The sequence below is a fragment of the Streptomyces sp. N35 genome (genome assembly GCF_016464295.1).
Classification (GTDB): domain Bacteria; phylum Actinomycetota; class Actinomycetes; order Streptomycetales; family Streptomycetaceae; genus Streptomyces.
Map to the genome: position 1 here is coordinate 1 of NZ_JAEIMH010000001.1, position 17177 is coordinate 17177.

Consider the following 17177-nt stretch of genomic DNA (forward strand, 5'->3'; position numbering starts at 1 on the left):
CCCCCCACCCCCCCCCCCCCAAGGCCCCGCAGTCCCCCGCGCCGGCCAAGAACGCGGCGCGGACGGCACGGGCCGCGCCCGCCACCGCCAACTACGCGATGAGCCGCGCCCTCGACTCCGCCAGGGAGGCCGTGTCCTTCGCGAACGAGGCGCAGATCTCCGCCTCCCAGGCGCAGGCGGCCTCTCTGGCGGCCGGCAAGAGCAAGGCGGAGGCGGGGGGCGCGTCCCGCGCCGCCAAGAAGATCGTCGGCGACAAGCGCAGGGGCGGGGGCGGGGCGGAGGGGCAGGCCCTCGCGATGGAGGCCGTGGCTCACGAGACCAACGGCACGACCCCGGTCAGCGAGGGCAACACCGAGTACTGGGGCATGTGGCCCGAGGACGTCGGCCGGGAGAAGGACTGGCACAAGACCGTCAGCCACTGGTCGACGGTGACCGGCGTGGCCGCCGTGGGCATCGCCGCCTCCGCCTTCTTCTTCCCGCCGGCCGCCCCGGTGATCCTGGGCGTCGCCGGCACGGTGGGCCTGGTGTCCTGGGGGCTGAGCGGCGCCGCGGCCATCCTCGCCGGCACGTCCTACGGCTTCGGCTCCGAGCAGTTCAGCGAGGACATGGGCATGTTCATCGTCGGCGGCATCTTCGCCGGTGTGGGCTCGGTCATCTCGAAGGCAGGTCTCAAGACCGAGCTCGGCGGGAAGATCTCCGGGGTGGTCAGCGGCGTGGTCGGCGGCGTGACCGACATCTTCGACTGGTAAGGACCCTCATGCTCACCGAGCACTTCACCACGGCCCACTGGTGGATCGCCGCCGTCGTCTCGGGCCTCGCGCTCGCGACGGCGGGGGCCACCCTGGCCACGACCCGCAGGGCCAAAGTGGCCGGAGCCGTGACCGTCACCGCGGTCACGGGCCTCTACACGGGGCTGAAGGGCACGGGCGACGGAGCCGTGCAGGCGCTCCAGCTGTACATCCTGGGCACGCTGTCCCTGGCGATCCTGCGCCTCGTGTTCGCGGGGTGGCTCCGCCGCCAGCGGGAGCGCCACGAGGCGGGTGAGCCGCCGGAGCAGCCGACCGCCAGGCATATCGCCGTCTTCCTGGCCACGTTCGCCGCGATCGTGGCCGGGATCGCGGTCACGCTGTAGGGCGCCATACGGAGCGTTATACGGAGCGCCGTACGGAAGGTCGTACAGAAGGTCATACGGAAGGTCCGTCCCGCCGGGGGAGCGGTGGGACGGACCTTCCGGTCTTCAAGGGGCGGCTACGGCAGGTTGTGCACGTGCGGCCCCACCGCGTTCGACCACGCGTTGCCCGCCGTGGCGTCCCAGTTGGTCGACCAGGTCATCGCGCCCCGCAGCGACGGATACGTACGCGAGGGCTTGAACGAGCCGCACGACGTGCCCCGCGTCAGGCAGTCGAGCGCCGCGTTCACCACGGACGGCGCCACGTACCCGGAGCCCGCACCCCGCGTCGACGCGGGCAGTCCGAGGCCCACCTGGGACGGGGCGAGCCCGCCTTCCAGCTGGATGCAGGCCAGGGCCGTCAGGAAGTCCACCGAGCCCTGCGAGTAGACCTTGCCGTCACAGCCCAGCATCGAACCGCTGTTGTAGTACTGCATGTTGACGACGGTCAGGATGTCCTTGATGTTCAGCGCCGTCTTGAAGTACTCGTTCGAGGTCGACTGCATGTCGATCGTCTGCGGCGCCATCGTGATGACGAGCCCCGGCGCCTTGGCCGCGAGGGACCTGAGCGCCTGGGTCATGTACGTGGAGTTGAGCCCGTTCTCCAGGTCGATGTCGACCCCGTCGAACCCGTACTCCTGCATCAGCGCGTACACGGAGTCCGCGAAGGCCGTGGCCGAGGCCGCGGAGTTGACCGAGACGGTCCCCTTCTCGCCGCCGATCGAGATGATCACCGACTTGCCGGCCGCCTGCTTGGCCGCGACGTCCGCCTTGAACTGCGCCTCGGTGTACCCGCCGAGCCCGGCCGAGTCCACCGCGAAGTCCACCGCGCCCGGTGTGGACGTGGCGTCCGCGAAGGCGACCGCGATGATGTCGTACTGCGCCTGCACATCCGAGATCCGCTGCACCGCCGCGCCGTTGTTGAAGTTCTGCCAGTAGCCCGTGACGGCGTGCGCGGGCACGTCGCCGCCGCCTCCGCCGCCGGTGGTGGCCGTCCGGCCGTTCACCGAGGTGGTACGCGGGGACTCGCCCGCCGCGTTCGTCGCGGTCACCTGGAAGGTGTACGAGGTGTCGGCGGCCAGACCCGTCACGGTCGCCGAACTCCCGTTCACGGACTGGACCTTGGTGCCGTCGCGGTACACGTTGTAGCCCGTCGCGTTCGCCACCGGACTCCACGACAGGGACACGGAGGACGAGGTCGTGCCGGAGACCGCGAGGCCCGAGGGCGACACCGGGATCACCGGGTCCGGGTCACCGCCACCGCCGCCGTCGGGTCCGAGGACGGACACGTCGTCGACGAGATAGGGCTGCTGCCCGTACCAGCCGTGCGTGTAGACCGTCACGGAGCTCGTCGAGGCGCCGGTGGTGAAGGAGGTCTTCAGCTCCTTCCAGGAGGACGAGTCGGGCGTCCACGTGGACACGTCCGTCGTCCCCGTACCGGAGGCGCCGAGGTAGGCGTACCCGCCCTGCACCCAAGCGCTCAGCCGATACGTGGAGTTGGGCTGCACGGCCACCGTCTGGCTGCACCGTGCGTGGTCCTGCCCGGCCGGCGTCGCCTTCAGGGCGGACGCGCCGCCGTGCACAGGGGAGGAGACCGCAGACCCGGCCGTACAGGTCCAGTTGGCGAGGCCGCTTTCGAAGCCGGCGTTCTTCGCCACGTTCACATCGGCAGCCTGCGCACTGCCGGTGAGACCACCGACCGCGAGCGCACCACCGGCCAGAGCGACCAGAAGCATGCGTCTTACGGAGCCCACAACGTGCCTCCCATTGCGTGAGGGGGGTGAGGAAGACGGGACGGCGGCCACCGTTCGGTACTGCCGCGCAATCTGGTCCAGACCATTCGGGTTGTCAAGACCTCTGGAAGCCGCAACTCCCCTTGGGGAGAGCCGACTTGAGCACGCGAAGCGGACGCTCCCGTCGATCTTCACTCAGCGTCGATCAAGATCTCACCAGGAGTTACGTCGATCCAGTGTTGAGCTGGGCATGACGTGGATATGGTGCTGGTGCAGGAAGACCAAGAGCGGCCGCAATTGGCCGCGAGTGACTGCACGTGGTCGGAAGCGATCGGGGGGTCTTGATGTGCCGACTGTCATAGCCGTGACCGCTCCCGACCTGATCCTTCCGCCGCCCGACCAGCACACCCCGCCGGCCGCGGTGGTGCAGACGCCCCAGGGCCGCACCACCCGCCCGCTTGAGGCCTCGCTCTCCGATATGCACGCCCTGCTCGAACAGCACGGCTATGTGATCGTCCTCTGCCCGGCCTCGCTCCCCTCCCAGGCCCTGCACCGCCTCCATACGGTCCGCGGCGTGCTCGAGTCCGACCGGATCGCCCTGCTCGACCTGGACCTGCCCCCGCTCGGACTCGCCGTCCTCGCCCTGCAGTTGAGGCAGCTCTCGCTCTGCGACTTCAGCCCGGGCGTCCTCGCCTCGGCGGCCCGGCTGCTCTCCCACTACATCTACGCGGGCGCGGTCCTGAACTCGGTCACCAAACTCGACCGCGTCCCCGTCAGCCTCAAGCAGCACGCCAAGTCCTGGGTCCCCGGCTCCCAGTTCGCGGTCCTCGCCAACCCCAAGGCCCAGCTCATCCGCCTCGGCGGCGCGGGACAGGGCGCGAAGCTCGAAGGCCCCGGGTTCGGCACCCGGCTCATCGTGGCGAAAGGCCAGTTGCAGTCCGACTGGATCACGGGTTCGCTGGCCCGCTCCTGGCAGGTCCAGGGCGTCGCCGAAGCCCCGCTCCCCGCGGAGTCCACCCGCTGGTGGGGTACCGGCAAACTGGTCGAATTCGCCGCCGCGATCCCCGATATCTCCGTCCTCTACCAGCTGGTCTCCTCCGTGAAGCGCGAGGAATGCCATTGGTGCGGTCTCGAACTCATCGGCGACCGCTGCGGGTTCTGCTCCGCGCCCCTTCTGGAATCGCCGTCACCCTCCGCTCTGCCGTCTTCTTCGCAATCCGGGAACCACTCCGGGAACCACGAGAACCATTCGCGCCCCACAGGTGTCCTGACCTCAGGACAGCAACGCAAGGCCATCAGCCCCTAGCGACTCGACGTCGACCCCGACCCGACCTGATCGAGGTAGTCCGGCTCATGAATTCTCGCCAGCGCCGCGGTGTGATCCTGCTGCTCCTGTCGGTCCTGTGTGCCTTCGGCGCGTTCGCCGGGGTGCTCTCGGTGATCCGCGACGTCAACTCGAAGGTGGGGCCCGAGGTTTCCGCGTATCGCCTCAAGAGCGATGTCGCACCGTACAAGACCTTGGACAAGGGGCAGTTCGAGAAGATCGAAATGCCCGAGCGCTGGCTGTCGCAGAACGCGGTCACCGATTTGCGGGAGATCGACGGAAAGATAGCCGTCACACAACTCCGCAAAGGCTCCCTCCTTCAGTCGGACATGATCGTCAAGCGGCCCGAACTCGGTGACGGGGAACAGGAAATAGCCATCATGATCGACGCGGCGACCGGTGTCGCCGGAAAGATCACTCCGGGCTCGACGGTCAACATTTACGCGACGTTCAAGGCCGAGCTGGAAGGCGGCAAGGCCCAGTCCAAGGTCATCGTCCAGAATGCGCGGGTCCTCGACGTGGGCGAACTGACCCCGCTTGAACCCCGTGAGGACGACCGCAGCGGCCGCCGGATCGAGGCGGTCCCGATCACCTTCGCCCTCAACACCCTGGATGCGCAGCGCGTCGCTTACGCCGAATCCTTCGCGGAACACGTCCGGCTCGCCCTGATCTCCCAGGGCGGCGACACCCCGGTCTCGCCGGGGGACAGGACCTACACCCTCGACGAGGACAAGTGAGGGCCCCCTTGTGACGATTCGCATCCTGCCCGCGGTGGGCGACGCGGACTCCGCCCGCTCGCTCTCCACCCTGCTGAGCCAACTGCCCGACGCGGAACCGGCGTTGCCGGTCACCGACTCGACCGCCCTGCTCGACACGCTGGCCCGCCTCGCCGGTGAATCCCTGGAGGAGCTCCCGGAAGTCGTCCTGGTCCACGAGCGAATAGGCCCGGTCCCGGCTCTGGAGCTGATACGGGAAGTGGCGATGCGCTTCCCGGTCGTCGGCGTCATCCTGATCACCCAGGACCCGAGCCCGGGACTCTTCTCCGCGTCCATGGACGCGGGCGCCCGCGGACTGATCGGACTGCCCCTCGGTTACGAGGAGTTGGCGGCCCGCGTGCAGACGGCGGCCTCGTGGTCGGTGGGCGTACGGCCCCATCTGACCCAGGGCCCCGAGGCGTACACCGGACCGGGCGGCACGGTCGTCACCGTCACCGGCGCGAAGGGCGGCGTGGGCACGACGCTCACCTCGGTCCAACTCGCCCTGGCCGCCCGCGCGTCGGGCCGCACGGTGGCCCTCCTTGACCTCGACCTCCAGTCCGGCGATGTGGCGTCCTACCTGGACGTGCAGTTCCGGCGCTCCATCGTCGACCTGGCCGGCATCCCTGACATCAACCCCCGGGTCCTCCAGGACGCGGTCTTCACCCACCCGACCGGACTCGGTCTGCTCCTCGCCCCCGGCGAGGGCGAGCGCGGCGAGGACGTGACCGACCGCGTGGCCCGCCAAGCGGTCAGCGCCCTGCGCAACCGCTACGAGGTCGTCGTGGTCGACTGCGGTACGCAGATGAGCAGCGCCAACGCCGCGGCCATCGAAATGGCCGACCAGGCGGTCCTGTTGGTCACCCCGGACGTGGTCGCGGTCCGCGCGGCGAAACGGATGGTCCGCATGTGGGACCGCCTCCAGATCCGCAAGGCGGAGGAGACGGTCGTCGTGGTCAACCGCCACACCCGCAACACGGAGATCCAGCCCCCGCTGATCGAACGCATCACGGGCACGCGGGTCGCCCGCACGGCGATCCCCTCCAACTTCAAGGAACTCCAGTCGGCGGTCGACGCCGGCCGGATGCAGGACCTGGACAGCCGCAGCACGGTCAAGCAGGCGCTCTGGGGCCTCGCGGGGGAGTTGGGCCTCGTCCAGGCCCCGCAGGGCAAGTCCGCCCGCCTGAGCGGCGACCGAGGCTCACTGGGCCTGGGCCGCCGCAGGGGACGCGGCGGCGGCGACGAGGGCTCGGTCACGCTCGAGTTCGCGGGCATGGCCCCGGTCATCTTCGCGGTGATCGCGATCCTCTGGCAGTGCGTCCTGTACGGCTACACGTACTCCCTGGCCGGCAACGCGGCGGACGAGGGGGCCCGCGCGGGAGCGGTGGCAGCGGTCCGCGGCGAGGACCCGGCCGCGGCCTGCGACGCGGCGGCCCGCGAGCACTTGCCGGGGGCGTGGCAGGACAGCTTCGACTCGGGCTGCACCTCGCAGGGCGGCATCTACACGGCCAACGTCTCCGTCGACGTACCCCTGTTCTTCCCGGGGTTCGACGCGGGCTGGCGCGTCAGGGGTAAGGGAGGGGCGGTGCAGGAGGGATGACGCATCAGCTGACTAGCGGGGTGCAGGGGGCGCAGCCCCAAGAAATCCCCACCCCGACCCTCACTTCAGCCCCTGCGGCGTTTGAGCAGATCTTTCAGCCCCGCCGGCGTTTGAGGCGATCCGAACGAAGTTCGGATGCGGGGGTCTGGGGCGGAGCCCCAGTTTCGGGGAGGGGCGGGGTAGGGGAGGAAGGCCGCCGCAGGCGGCACGCACCCGCACTCAAAAGGGAGCGAGGCGCGGCCATCCTGGAGTTCACGGGCTTCCTGCCCACCCTGCTCCTCGTAGGGCTCGCCTGCATCCAACTCGGCCTCGTCGGCCACTCGTTCAGCCAGGCCGGATCAGGAGCGAGAGCCGCCGCAAGAGCCGCGTCCCTGGACGAGGGCGCCGACGTCGCGGGCCGCGCAGCCATGAGCACCTGGCTGGCGGACACCGCGACCATCACCGCCCCGCGCGGCGCGGACACCGTGACCGCCACGGTCACGGCCCACCGAGCCCGCCGCGGCCCCGGTCGACATCCCGGAACTGATCCCGTTCGTGGACATGGGCTGGCAAGCCACCCGTACCGTCACCATGCCCATGGACGACTGAGGAGCGCACCCCAGATGAGCCTCAGGGCAAGAATCGCCGCCCCCGAAGACAACGGCGCCGGCCGCGAGGACGACCACACCGTGGCCGTCTACCGCACCAAGCTCCTCGAAGAGATCGACCTCGCCGAAATGTCCAGCCTCGCCGCGGGCGAGAGAAGGGCGAGGCTGGAGCGCGTACTCGGCCACATCATCAGCCGCGAGGGCCCCGTCCTCTCCACGACCCAGCGAGCCCAGCTCATCCGAAGGGTCGTCGACGAGGCCCTGGGCCTCGGCGTACTCGAACCGCTCCTCGAAGACGCCAGCATCACCGAGATCATGGTCAACGGCCCCGACGCGATCTTCGTCGAACGAGCCGGCCGCGTGGAGCAACTGCCCCTCCGCTTCGCGAGCAACGAGCAGCTGATGCAGACGATCGAGCGGATCGTCAGCACAGTGAACCGACGCGTGGACGAGTCGACCCCCATGGTCGACGCCCGCCTCCCGAGCGGCGAGCGCGTCAACGTGATCATCCCCCCGCTGAGCCTCACCGGCGCCACCCTCACCATCCGCCGCTTCCCGCGCGCGTACAAACTCAACGAGCTGATCCGCATGGGCAGCCTCGACGAACACATGCTGATGCTCCTCAGCAGCTTCGTCCGCGCCCGTTTCAACGTGATCGTCTCCGGCGGTACGGGCACCGGAAAGACCACGCTCCTCAACGCGCTCTCCGCCCTGATCCCCGACCACGAACGCATCATCACCATCGAGGACTCGGCCGAGCTCCGCCTCCAGCAGGCCCACGTCATCAGCCTCGAATCGCGGCCCCCGAACGTCGAGGGCAAGGGCCAGATCACCATCCGCGACCTGGTCCGCAACAGCCTCCGTATGCGCCCCGACCGCATCATCGTCGGTGAGGTCCGCGGCGGCGAGACCCTCGACATGCTCCAGGCGATGTCCACCGGTCACGACGGCTCGCTCGCCACGGTGCACGCCAACAGCGCCGAGGACGCGCTGATGCGTCTGCAGACCCTGGGCTCCATGTCGAGCGTCGAGATCCCCTTCGAGGCGCTCAAGGACCAGATCAACTCGGCGGTCGACGTGCTCGTCCAGCTGACGCGTTTCGCCGACGGCTCCCGCAAGATCACCGAGATCGCGCTGCTGGTTTCGCACGGCCGCGACGAGTTCAAGATCACCACGGTGAGCCGGTTCGCCGCCCAGCCCATGAGCGCGGACCGCGTGGTCCACGGCGTGTACGAGCACCTCCCGCTGCCCCGCCGCGTCGCCGAACGCCTCTACCTGGCCAGCGAGCCGATCCCCCCGGCCTTCGGCGTATCGGACGGCCTGAACGAGCTGACGACGAGAGAGGCCACCGGCTGATGCGCCATGAGGTGAGGGGCCAGCGGCTGATGGGCCTCGCGATGAGGGGCCACCGGCCGACGCGCCACCGGACGAGAGAGGCCACCGGCTGATGCGCCACCCGACAAGAGAGGCCACCGGCCGATGACGCGCCCGCTGCCGACCGGAGAGGAAACCGGCTCATGAACAGTCCCGTGCTCCTGGCCCTGGGCTCCACCCTCCTGTGCGGCACCTTCGCCACGGCCGGCCTCCACACGTACGCCTCCGGCAAGGCCCAGCGCCAGGCCCTCGTCGACCGGCTCGCGCAGACCGGCCACCACCCCGTCGGCCGCCAGCGCCGCTTCACCGGTGTGGACCAGCGCCTCAGGCGTACGCAACTGGGGCGCCGTATCCAGCTGAAGCTCTCCGCGACGGGCCTGGACGTGACGCCCGGCGAGTTCTTCGTCTACATGATGGTCACCGTCGCCGCCCTCTGGCTGATCGCGACCTCGCTGCTCGCCCCGTTCTTCGGCCCGATCGCCGGCATCGTCGGCGCCTGGTCCGCGAACACCTTCCTCAACTGGCAGCGACAGAAGCGCATCGAGGCCTTCATCAACCAACTCCCTGACCTGGCGCGGCTCCTGGCCAACGGCACCAGCGCCGGACTCGCCCTGCGCACGTCCCTCGCCATGGCCGCCGACGAGCTCGAAGCCCCCGCCGGCGAGGAGCTCACCGTCGTGTCGAACCAGCTCGCCGTCGGCCGCAGCATCGACGACGCACTCGGCGAACTCGCCGAACGCCTCCCGTCCCGCGAGCTGATCGTCCTCGTCACCACCCTGGTCCTCTCCAACCGCGCGGGCGGCACCATCGTCGGCTCGCTGCGGAACCTCACCGAGACCCTCGAGGAGCGCAAGGAGACCAGGCGCGAGGTCCGCACCATGCTCTCCGAGGTCAACGCCACCGCCTTCACCATCCCGTGCCTGGGCGTCGGCGCGATGCTGATGCTGAACGCCATGAACGACGGCGCCCTCGCCAAAGTCACCGGCTCGCCCCTCGGCCAGGTCCTGATCCTGATCTCGCTCGGCCTGTACGCCGTCGGTTTCGTCGTCATCCGCCGCCTGGGCAAGATCGAAGTCTGAGGAGGTCTTAACTCGCATGCTGGGACTCGGACTTGCCGCGCTCCTCGCCCTCTCCGTGGCGGGGATCTTCACGGGCATACGGATGTACCGCGCCGACGCGAAACTGCCGGGCGACCTGGCGGTGGCCCTCGAATCGGGCTCGTCCCGCGTCTCGGCCACGGAGTCGGCGATCGACCGCCTGGGCATCCGGTTCGCGCCCACGGTCCTGCGCCTCATGGGCCCCAAGAAGGTGGACGCCAAACGCCGGAAGATCGACATGGCGGGCAACCCCGGCGGCCTCACCATCGACCGCTACGCCGCCCGCCGCGCCGTCTACGGCCTCTTCGGTGCGGTCTGCGCGCTCTCCCTCTTCGCCAACGGCGTCCCGGTCTTCGGCCTCCTCGCGCTCGCCTTCGGCCTCTTCGCCGCGGACGCGCTGATCTGGCAGGCCATCCGCGAACGCAAGGAGCAGATCGAGCGCACGCTCCCCGACTTCCTCGACGTCCTCGCCGTCGTCGTCTCCGCCGGCCTGGGCTTCCGCCAGGCCCTGGACCGCGTCGCGGAACGCTACGAGGGCCCCTGGTCCGACGAACTCCGCATCACGCTCCGCCAGATGGACATGGGCGTCAGCCGCCGCGACGCCTTCGAGCAGCTCCGCCGCCGCAACGCCTCGGAGCAGGTCTCCCAGTTCGTCACGGCCCTCCAACAGGGCGAGGAGCTGGGCGCCCCCATCGCGGACACGCTCATCCAGATCGCCAACGACATGCGCCGCACCGACGCCCAGAACGCCCGCCGCCGAGCGGCGAAGACCATCCCGAAAACGACCATGGTCACCCTGATCTTCATGGTCCCCGCGACCCTGATCCTCATCGTCTGCGGCATGTTCCTCGGCTCGGACACCGACTTCGGCTCAATCCTGGGAGGCTGACATGACCCCCACCCCCCAGCCCTCCACCCCCACCGTCCCCCAGCCGTTCGCCCCCACCGTCCCCCAGCCGTTCGGCTCCGCTGTCTTCCAGCCCTCCGGCTCCGCTGTCCTCCGGTCGTCGGGTTCCAGCGTCGTCCGGCCCTCGGGTTCCAGCGTCGTCCGGCCTCCGGGTTCCAGCGTTCTCCGGTCGTCGGGTTCCGGCGTCTTCCGGCCCCCGGGCTCGAGCGTCCTCCGGTGGTCGGGTTCCAGCGTCTTCCTGCCTTCGGGCTCCTGCGTTCTCCGGCCGTCGGGTTCCAGCGTTGTCCAGCCTTCGGGTTCCAGCGTCCTCCGGCCGTACGGTGCCAGCGTTCTGCGGCCGTCGGGTTCCAGCGTTGTCCAGCCTCCGGGCTCCCGGGTCCTCCGGCCGTACGGTTCCAGCGTCGTCCCCCGGCCGGGCTCCAGCGTTCTCCGGCCGTCCGGCTCCAGCGTCGTCCAGCCTCCGGGTTGCAGGGTCCTCTGGCCCTCGGGCTCCTGCGTTCTCCGGCCGTCGGGTTCCAGCGTTGTCCAGCCTCCGGGCTCCAGCGTTGTCCAGCCTCCGGGTTCCAGCGTCCTCCGGCCCTCGGGTTCCAGCGTCTTGCAGCCCTCCGGCCCCAGCGTCCTCCGGCTGTCCGGCTCCACCGTCCTCCCGCCGTCCGGCTCCACCGTCCTCCAGCCCCCGGGCTCCACCGCCGCCCACGTACCCCAGCCTCCTAGCGGGGTGCAGGGGGCGCAGCCCCCGCGGGCCCGCGGACGGCGGCGGGCACCCCGCCTTCACCCGCCCGCGCACCCCCCGCACCCCGCCCACCCCGGAGCCCGGAGCGGGCCCCCAACTCAGCCCCTGCGGCGCTTGAGCAGATCCGAACGAAGTTCGGATGCCGAGGCCCGCAGCGAAGCCCTGAACCCAGCCCCGCCGGCGTTTGAGGCGATCCGAACGAAGTTCGGACGTGGGGCCGGGGGCGAAGCCCCGGGAAACGGTGAAAGGGCGGGGCGGGGAGAAAAGAAGGGAGGCGAACCACCATGGACCGCCAGACGGTGAGCTTCCGCAACCAAGCCCAACGCGCAGCCACCCAAGCCCAGGCCAACGCAACCGGCACCCCCAAAGCCGGCGCCGCCCTGAGCGGCTTCCGCCCGACAAGGACCCGCCACCCCAGGCCGGCCCTGGTCCAGAGCGGCCCCCAATTCATCGCCCCCCAGAGCGCGTTCGCGCAGGACGAGCCCGCCCCCAGCCTCCCCATCCAGCTGAACGCCCTCCAGGCCCTCTGCCGCCAGGTCTTCGGCTTCCGCCTGGCCATGATCACCCTGGGCGCCCCCTTCGCCCTCACCCGCGCGGACGGCCGCTTCGGCGAAACCCTCATCGGATCGGCCGTCGTCTTCAGCCTCATGGGCTCGTACGCCATGCTCCGCGACTGGGAGACCCTCGGCCCCCTCGTCCTGAAGCACAAATGGCTGATGGCCATCGACATGATCTTCGGCGCCGTCCTCCTCCTCACCGCATCCCCGGACTCGCCGCTCGGTTACGCCACCGTCTGCACCCCGCTCCTCGGCGGCCTCCTCTACGGCTGGCGCGGCGCCGGCATCTACACCGCCATCCAGATCCTGCTCCTCGCCGCCGCCTACACCGCCTGGGCCGAACACATGGACAACCCGGCCAGCACCACCCTCATCAGCGGCTTCTGCGTGGCCGCCGGCATCATCGGCGTCACCCTGCGCAACCTCATGTTCCGCTTCGGCGCCGCCACCCAGGCCCTCAGCGAAGCCACCTCACGCCTCGCCGTCACCGAAGCCGTCGAACAGGAACGCGCCCGCCTCGCCCGCGAGATGCACGACTCCGTCGCCAAGACCCTGCACGGCGTCGCGATGTCCGCCGACGCCCTCGCCGCCGGCGCGGACCGCATGGACCCGCTCACCGTCCGCCACCAGGCCGGCATCGTCGCCCGCAGCGCCCGCCGCGCCGCCGCCGAATCCCGCGAGATCCTCTCCGACCTGCGCCGCAAGACCGACTTCGGCAGGACCGACGAAACAGGCACCGGCACCGGCAACGGCACCGACAACGGCACCGGCACCCCCGGCGTCGACACTGCCGATGAACTCCGCGCCCGCACCGCGGACTTCACCACCCGCACCGGCGTCCACACCGACCTGGTCACCAAGGACGCCCCCGCCCCCCGCCTCCCGCACGCGGTCGCCCGCCAGCTGCTCACGATCGCGAGCGAGGCCCTGGAGAACTCCCACCGCCACGCCCACGCAAGCCACGTCACCGTCGAGTACGGCGTCATCGCCCACGAACTCCTGCGCCTGTCCGTCCAGGACAACGGCAAGGGCCTGCCCCCGGGCACCGACCTCGAAGAGCTGCGCAAAGCCGGCCACTTCGGCCTCGTCGGCATGGTCGAACGCGCCGCCTCCATCGGCGCCCGCATCCGCATCGGCCGCGGCAGAGCCAGCACCGGTACGGAGGTACGCCTCGACATCCCGCTCGGCGCACTCGCCCCACACGCGCCGCACCCCGCCCACCCCCAGCCCCCACAGCTCGCCTGACCTGACCAGAGAGGAGGCCGCTCATGCCGGAAGCAGCGCCGTCCACCGGGCACACCCCCCGGGGCACGCCGATTCCCCCCGCCCCGGCCCCGGGCGCAGGCCCCCACAGCGGCTACGTCCCCACGTCCGTCTCCCCGAGCACGTCCTCGCACCACGTCTCCACCCACACGTCCTCGCACACTTCGGCGCCCCGCTCCGAGCACACCCCGCCGCAGGTGCCGCTGCCGCCCGAGGACCCCTTCGGCCCGGCGTCCCGTCCCGCCGCTGCCGCGCTGCGCGGCGTGGTCGCGGACGACAATCCCGGCGTACGGGCCGGGCTGGCGGGCTTGCTCGGCCGCCGCGACGACCTCCAGGTGGTCGCGGAAGCGGCCGACGGCCGCCAAGCCCTCGCCGTGGCCCAGCAACACCGCCCGGACGTCGTCCTGTTGGACGTCCGTATGCCGGGCGTCGACGGCATCTCCGCCCTCCCCTTCCTGGTCAAGGTCGCCCCGGTCCTGATGCTCACGTACAGCCGCGAGTCCGCGATCGTCCAGGAAGCCCTGCGCCTGGGAGCGGGCGGCTATCTCGTCCACGGCGAGTTCACCGCCGACCAACTCGCCGACGCCGTACGGGACATCAAGGCAGGCCGCGCCCACTTCACGGCCTCCGCCCAGGACGCCCTCCTCGCGCATGTACGAGGACAGGTCCCCGATCCCCGTACGGCGGGCGGCGGTCTTCCCGACGGTCTGGGCCGGGTCTACGAGACGGGCGTCCCCTTCACCGGCACGAGCAAAGTTCCCGGGATACCCGTCCAGCCATCGCGCCCGTCCCCGGGTGCACACGTCCCGCATCCGGCGGATCCGGGACCACCTGTCTCGGAACCGCCCTTCGCACAGCAAAGTCTTTCGCAAATGCAATCGTCCGTGCCACAGTCGGACCCGAACGGTTCGCAGAGTCCGCCCGGACTCCACGCGACCCCCCAAGTCCGTGGCCAGCGGCCCGACTTCGGTCTGAGTTCGAGGGAGGTGGAGGTCATGGATCTCATCGCGTCCGGCATGAGCAACCAGCAGATAGCCGCCACCTGCTTCATCAGCGAGAAGACGGTCAAGAACCACATCAACCGCATCTTCGCAAAGCTGCACAGTACGAGCAGGAGCGAAGCGATCGCGGTCTGGCTGGGCACGGCACGCGGCAGGGGAGCGGGTGGGCTGTGATGACCGGCTCCCGGACCACCTCGGCGAAGACGAAGCCCACGAGGGCCCAACTCCCTCTTTGGGCCCGGAGTTGGGCCCACGGGCCCTGCGGCGAGACCCTTGTTCCCCCGTACGTTTCCCATGTCGCCGAGAACGGCACCGGCCGGGAGGAAGCCGGTTCCGGGAACGGCGCGGACGGAACTTGTGAGTCGGCCGGCATGCGGTCGGCCGGATCTGGAGGGGAACATCATGTCGAAGCTCTACGTGAAGTGGCAGACCCGGGTCATCGAGCGCATGAACGGTGCGCAGAAGGACGAGGGCGCGGGGTTCGTGGAGTACGCGGGTCTGCTGGTTCTGATTGCGGCGATCGTGGCTGCGGTGATGGGGCTGGGGCTGGAGGACACGATCTCTGGCGCCATCGGGGATGCGGTCGAAGCGATCACCGGCGGCTGATGTTTCCGCGCTTGCGTGACGACAAAGGAGCGACCATCCCCCTGTTCGTATGGGTAGTGGGGATGGTCCTCTTTGCTGCGTTCGTCTTCTTCGTCTTCGCCAAAGGGGCGGTCGCCCGCAGCGGTGCGCAATCCGCTGCGGATGCGGCCGCCCTTGCTGCCGCGCAACAGGCTCGTGACGAGTTAAGGCTTGAGGTCATCGCGGGACTGCCAACTGGCGCGTGGGTCCTTCCACTTGAGGGCAAGGTCCCTTCGCCGACGAGCGGGTTCCCCCGAGCTCAACAACTTGCCACGCAGAACGACTCGACCTTGCAGTTCGTCAACCCGACGTTCGTGGCCGGGAACCTGGCCTACGAAGCTCGGATCGAGACGAACTACACGGTGGGGGACTCCCTGGTTCCCGGAACCGAGGACACCACGGCCACAGCGGATGCCACCGCGGTGATCGAGCCTCGGTGTCACATGGTCGCGAATGTTCCCGGACAGACCATCGAGTTCTTCTGCGACGGCAGTGGCCTGTGGGTTATAGATCCCAAGACGTTCAATGCCGGTGATCTCCCCACAGCCAAGGAACTTTACGAAGTCAACTTGGCGGAATGACGAGAGAAGGATGCGCACATGAAGGTCCGTCGGGCACTGACTGCGGTGGCGATTACGAGTGGCTTGGTCCTCGGGGTGGCTGCTTGCGGTGGGGATGGCGGCGACGGCAAGGAGAACACCAGCTCCGAGTCGAGCCCTGCCAAGGACAAGGACAGTGGCAAGCAGAAGGAGGAGCCAGAGGCTCCTGCCGAGGATGAAGTCCTTGCCGAGATCACGGGTAGCAAGGCCAAGATCGCCATCAACTCTGCTGTCCGGGACGGCGGTGGCTTTCTGACAATCAGCGGGAAGGTCACCAACACCAGTGACGGCTTCCTGAATCCTGCTACGTGGCGTGGTGACGAGAAGGAGCTCGATGGGAACGGAGCATCGATGGCCGGTGCTTCCGTAGTCGACAAGGCGGGCAAGAAGCGCTACCTAGTCCTGCGCGACACCGACGGAAACTGCCTCTGCACGCAGTTCAAGGGCGGCTTCAAGTCGGGCGAGGAGAAGACCTTCTTCGCCCAGTTCCCCGCCCCACCCGAGTCCGCCACCACCGTGGACTTCCAAATCGCCGACATGCCCCCGGCCTCGATCGAGATCTCCGAGGGCGAGTGACCCATGCGAAAGTCGGCCACTCTCACAGCAGCCGCCCTGCTGACCACCCTCACGCTCACCCTGGGGACAGCCCACGCTGACGAGCAGCCCAGTCAGCCACCAGGCTCCACGACCACGAGCCCACCACCCGAAGTGGATGCCAACTCCCCGAACCTGAAGCTGGAGGAGGGCGCAACCCTCGCCCCCGCCCGCGTCCTCGACATCAAATCCGTCGTAGAAGACCTCGGCGGCGAAGAACGCCGCGAGGACACCAACTCCGACGTCAAGTTCGCCCTCCAGGCCGAAGTCCTCTTCGGCAAGGACAGCGCCAAGCTCAACCCCGACGCCCAGTCCCGTATCCAGGCCATCGCGGACGAGATCGAGGCGCAGGGCGCGACCAAGGTGCGGGTCTTCGGGTTCACGGACAACCTCGGGTCGTACGCCCACGGCAAGACGCTCTCCAAGAAGCGTGCGGACGCCGTGCACAACGAGCTGTCCAAGTCCCTCGGCGCGGACGTCACGTTCGAGGTCCGCGGCTACAGCGAGGACTACCCGATCGCGGACAACTCCTCGGAGGAGGGCCGCAAGAAGAACCGCCGCGTGGAGGTCTCGTTCCCGCGCGGCGAGTCCGCCGACGGTCAGAGCTGACGCGAGTCGGGCCGGCCCCTCAGCGCGCACAGGCCGCGGGCGCCCTTTCGGGCACCCGCGGCCTGTCCGGCAGAAGCAGGGATCAGCAGTCGTGCGACCTGTAACCGGCCGTGACCCACCCACCGTCATAGTTCTGGGTCTGGAAGACCCACCTGCCCGTCGACGCGCCACGGACCATGACGAAGCTGTGCGCTGAGCCGCGGTATGTGGCCGTGACCCGGCCGTCGCTGGTGGTGGAGTTGTGCTCCAGTTTGCCGACCCAGATTCCGCCGTCGATGTCCGGGTTCCAGGTGCGCTTCGCGTCCACCTTGCTGAGGGTGGCGCCCCCGACCAGACCGTCGGGGGACAGGCCCCAGCGGCTTTGCAGCTTCTTTGTGGCGTACGCGGTGTTGGCGCCGAAGTTGCCGTCGATGTCGGTCTTGTCGAAGACGGAGCCGTTCGACTCCGTGGCGCCCTCGGCGTAGAGCACGTTCTGCCAGAAGCAGGTCGCGCCGGACGACGCGTACGAGGACGTGGACAGGGTGCCCTCGTCGCCCATGTCGTCATAGATGGAGCCGCCGCCACTGATGTAGCCGTCGGAGGCGGCCGCCGAGGCGGGCGTTGCGCCGTGCCCCGCGGGGGGAGGGGGGCCGCCCCCCCCCCGCCCGGGGGG

General features: G+C 69.6%; 16 protein-coding genes and 2 pseudogenes. 15 read left to right on the plus strand and 3 right to left on the minus strand.

The features are described from left to right. Together JAO81_RS00005 and JAO81_RS00010 are read left to right on the plus strand one after the other, a co-directional pair. A pseudogene (locus tag JAO81_RS00005) lies at positions 1-749 on the plus strand (hypothetical protein); the annotation flags it as partial. A gap of 8 nt (positions 750-757) precedes the next feature. Beyond that, positions 758-1132: a hypothetical protein gene (locus tag JAO81_RS00010; protein ID WP_199545602.1), complete on the plus strand. Its 375-nt coding sequence runs from the start codon at positions 758-760 to the stop codon at positions 1130-1132. Between the two features lie 116 nt (positions 1133-1248). Here JAO81_RS00010 and JAO81_RS00015 read toward each other — a convergent pair whose 3' ends face one another. Next, positions 1249-2904: a chitinase gene (locus tag JAO81_RS00015; RefSeq protein WP_199545603.1), complete on the minus strand. Its 1656-nt coding sequence runs from the start codon at positions 2902-2904 to the stop codon at positions 1249-1251. A gap of 361 nt (positions 2905-3265) precedes the next feature. Here JAO81_RS00015 and JAO81_RS00020 point away from each other — a divergent pair, with 361 nt between their 5' ends. The 7 genes and pseudogenes from JAO81_RS00020 (at position 3266) to JAO81_RS00050 (ending at position 10527) form a co-directional block, all read left to right on the plus strand. Then, entirely contained in the window at positions 3266-4207 is a 942-nt protein-coding gene (locus tag JAO81_RS00020) for a hypothetical protein (protein ID WP_307813079.1), read from the plus strand. 47 nt (positions 4208-4254) lie between these two features. Further along, positions 4255-4962, plus strand: a complete 708-nt coding sequence (gene cpaB / locus JAO81_RS00025) for a Flp pilus assembly protein CpaB (RefSeq protein ID WP_199545604.1) — start codon at positions 4255-4257, stop codon at positions 4960-4962. 10 nt (positions 4963-4972) lie between these two features. After that, positions 4973-6580: an AAA family ATPase gene (locus tag JAO81_RS00030; protein WP_199545605.1), complete on the plus strand. Its 1608-nt coding sequence runs from the start codon at positions 4973-4975 to the stop codon at positions 6578-6580. Next, positions 6577-6882, plus strand: a pseudogene (locus JAO81_RS42050) (hypothetical protein); the annotation flags it as partial. The gene JAO81_RS00030 and the pseudogene JAO81_RS42050, both read left to right, overlap by 4 nt. Positions 6883-7182: 300 nt before the next feature. Continuing rightward, positions 7183-8523, plus strand: a complete 1341-nt coding sequence (locus tag JAO81_RS00040) for a CpaF family protein (protein WP_199545606.1) — start codon at positions 7183-7185, stop codon at positions 8521-8523. 161 nt (positions 8524-8684) lie between these two features. Next, positions 8685-9620, plus strand: coding sequence for a type II secretion system F family protein (locus JAO81_RS00045; protein ID WP_199545607.1), 936 nt, complete (start codon positions 8685-8687; stop codon positions 9618-9620). Between the two features lie 16 nt (positions 9621-9636). After that, a complete protein-coding gene (locus tag JAO81_RS00050) occupies positions 9637-10527 on the plus strand; it encodes a DUF5936 domain-containing protein (protein WP_199545608.1) in 891 nt (296 codons plus the stop codon). On the opposite strand, the gene JAO81_RS00055 is transcribed toward JAO81_RS00050, so the two are convergent. Next, positions 10510-11208 (minus strand): hypothetical protein, encoded by a 699-nt coding sequence (locus JAO81_RS00055; RefSeq protein WP_199545609.1) that lies wholly within the window; start codon positions 11206-11208, stop codon positions 10510-10512. The two genes, JAO81_RS00050 and JAO81_RS00055, sit on opposite strands and share 18 nt — an antisense overlap. 354 nt (positions 11209-11562) lie before the next feature. Between JAO81_RS00055 and JAO81_RS00060 the strand changes: the two genes are divergently transcribed. From JAO81_RS00060 to JAO81_RS00085, 6 genes are all read left to right on the plus strand, one after another. Further along, positions 11563-13080 (plus strand): sensor histidine kinase, encoded by a 1518-nt coding sequence (locus JAO81_RS00060; RefSeq protein ID WP_199545610.1) that lies wholly within the window; start codon positions 11563-11565, stop codon positions 13078-13080. Between the two features lie 23 nt (positions 13081-13103). Continuing rightward, complete coding sequence (locus JAO81_RS00065; protein WP_199545611.1) at positions 13104-14273, plus strand: response regulator transcription factor; 1170 nt, start codon at positions 13104-13106, stop codon at positions 14271-14273. Between the two features lie 228 nt (positions 14274-14501). Next, positions 14502-14705 (plus strand): hypothetical protein, encoded by a 204-nt coding sequence (locus tag JAO81_RS00070; protein WP_199545612.1) that lies wholly within the window; start codon positions 14502-14504, stop codon positions 14703-14705. Positions 14706-14716: 11 nt separating this feature from the next. Continuing rightward, positions 14717-15304, plus strand: coding sequence for a pilus assembly protein TadG-related protein (locus JAO81_RS00075; protein WP_199545613.1), 588 nt, complete (start codon positions 14717-14719; stop codon positions 15302-15304). Between the two features lie 18 nt (positions 15305-15322). Beyond that, on the plus strand, positions 15323-15898 hold the full coding sequence (locus JAO81_RS00080) for a hypothetical protein (protein WP_199545614.1): 576 nt from the start codon (positions 15323-15325) through the stop codon (positions 15896-15898). A 3-nt stretch (positions 15899-15901) separates the two neighbouring features. Beyond that, positions 15902-16525 carry an OmpA family protein gene (locus JAO81_RS00085; protein ID WP_199545615.1) on the plus strand — a complete coding sequence of 208 codons (624 nt, stop codon included), beginning with the start codon at positions 15902-15904 and terminating at the stop codon, positions 16523-16525. A gap of 82 nt (positions 16526-16607) precedes the next feature. Here the strand turns inward: JAO81_RS00085 and JAO81_RS00090 are convergent. Continuing rightward, positions 16608-17177 (minus strand): peptidoglycan-binding protein (locus JAO81_RS00090; protein ID WP_233414723.1); only part of this gene is annotated, 570 nt, incomplete at its 5' end.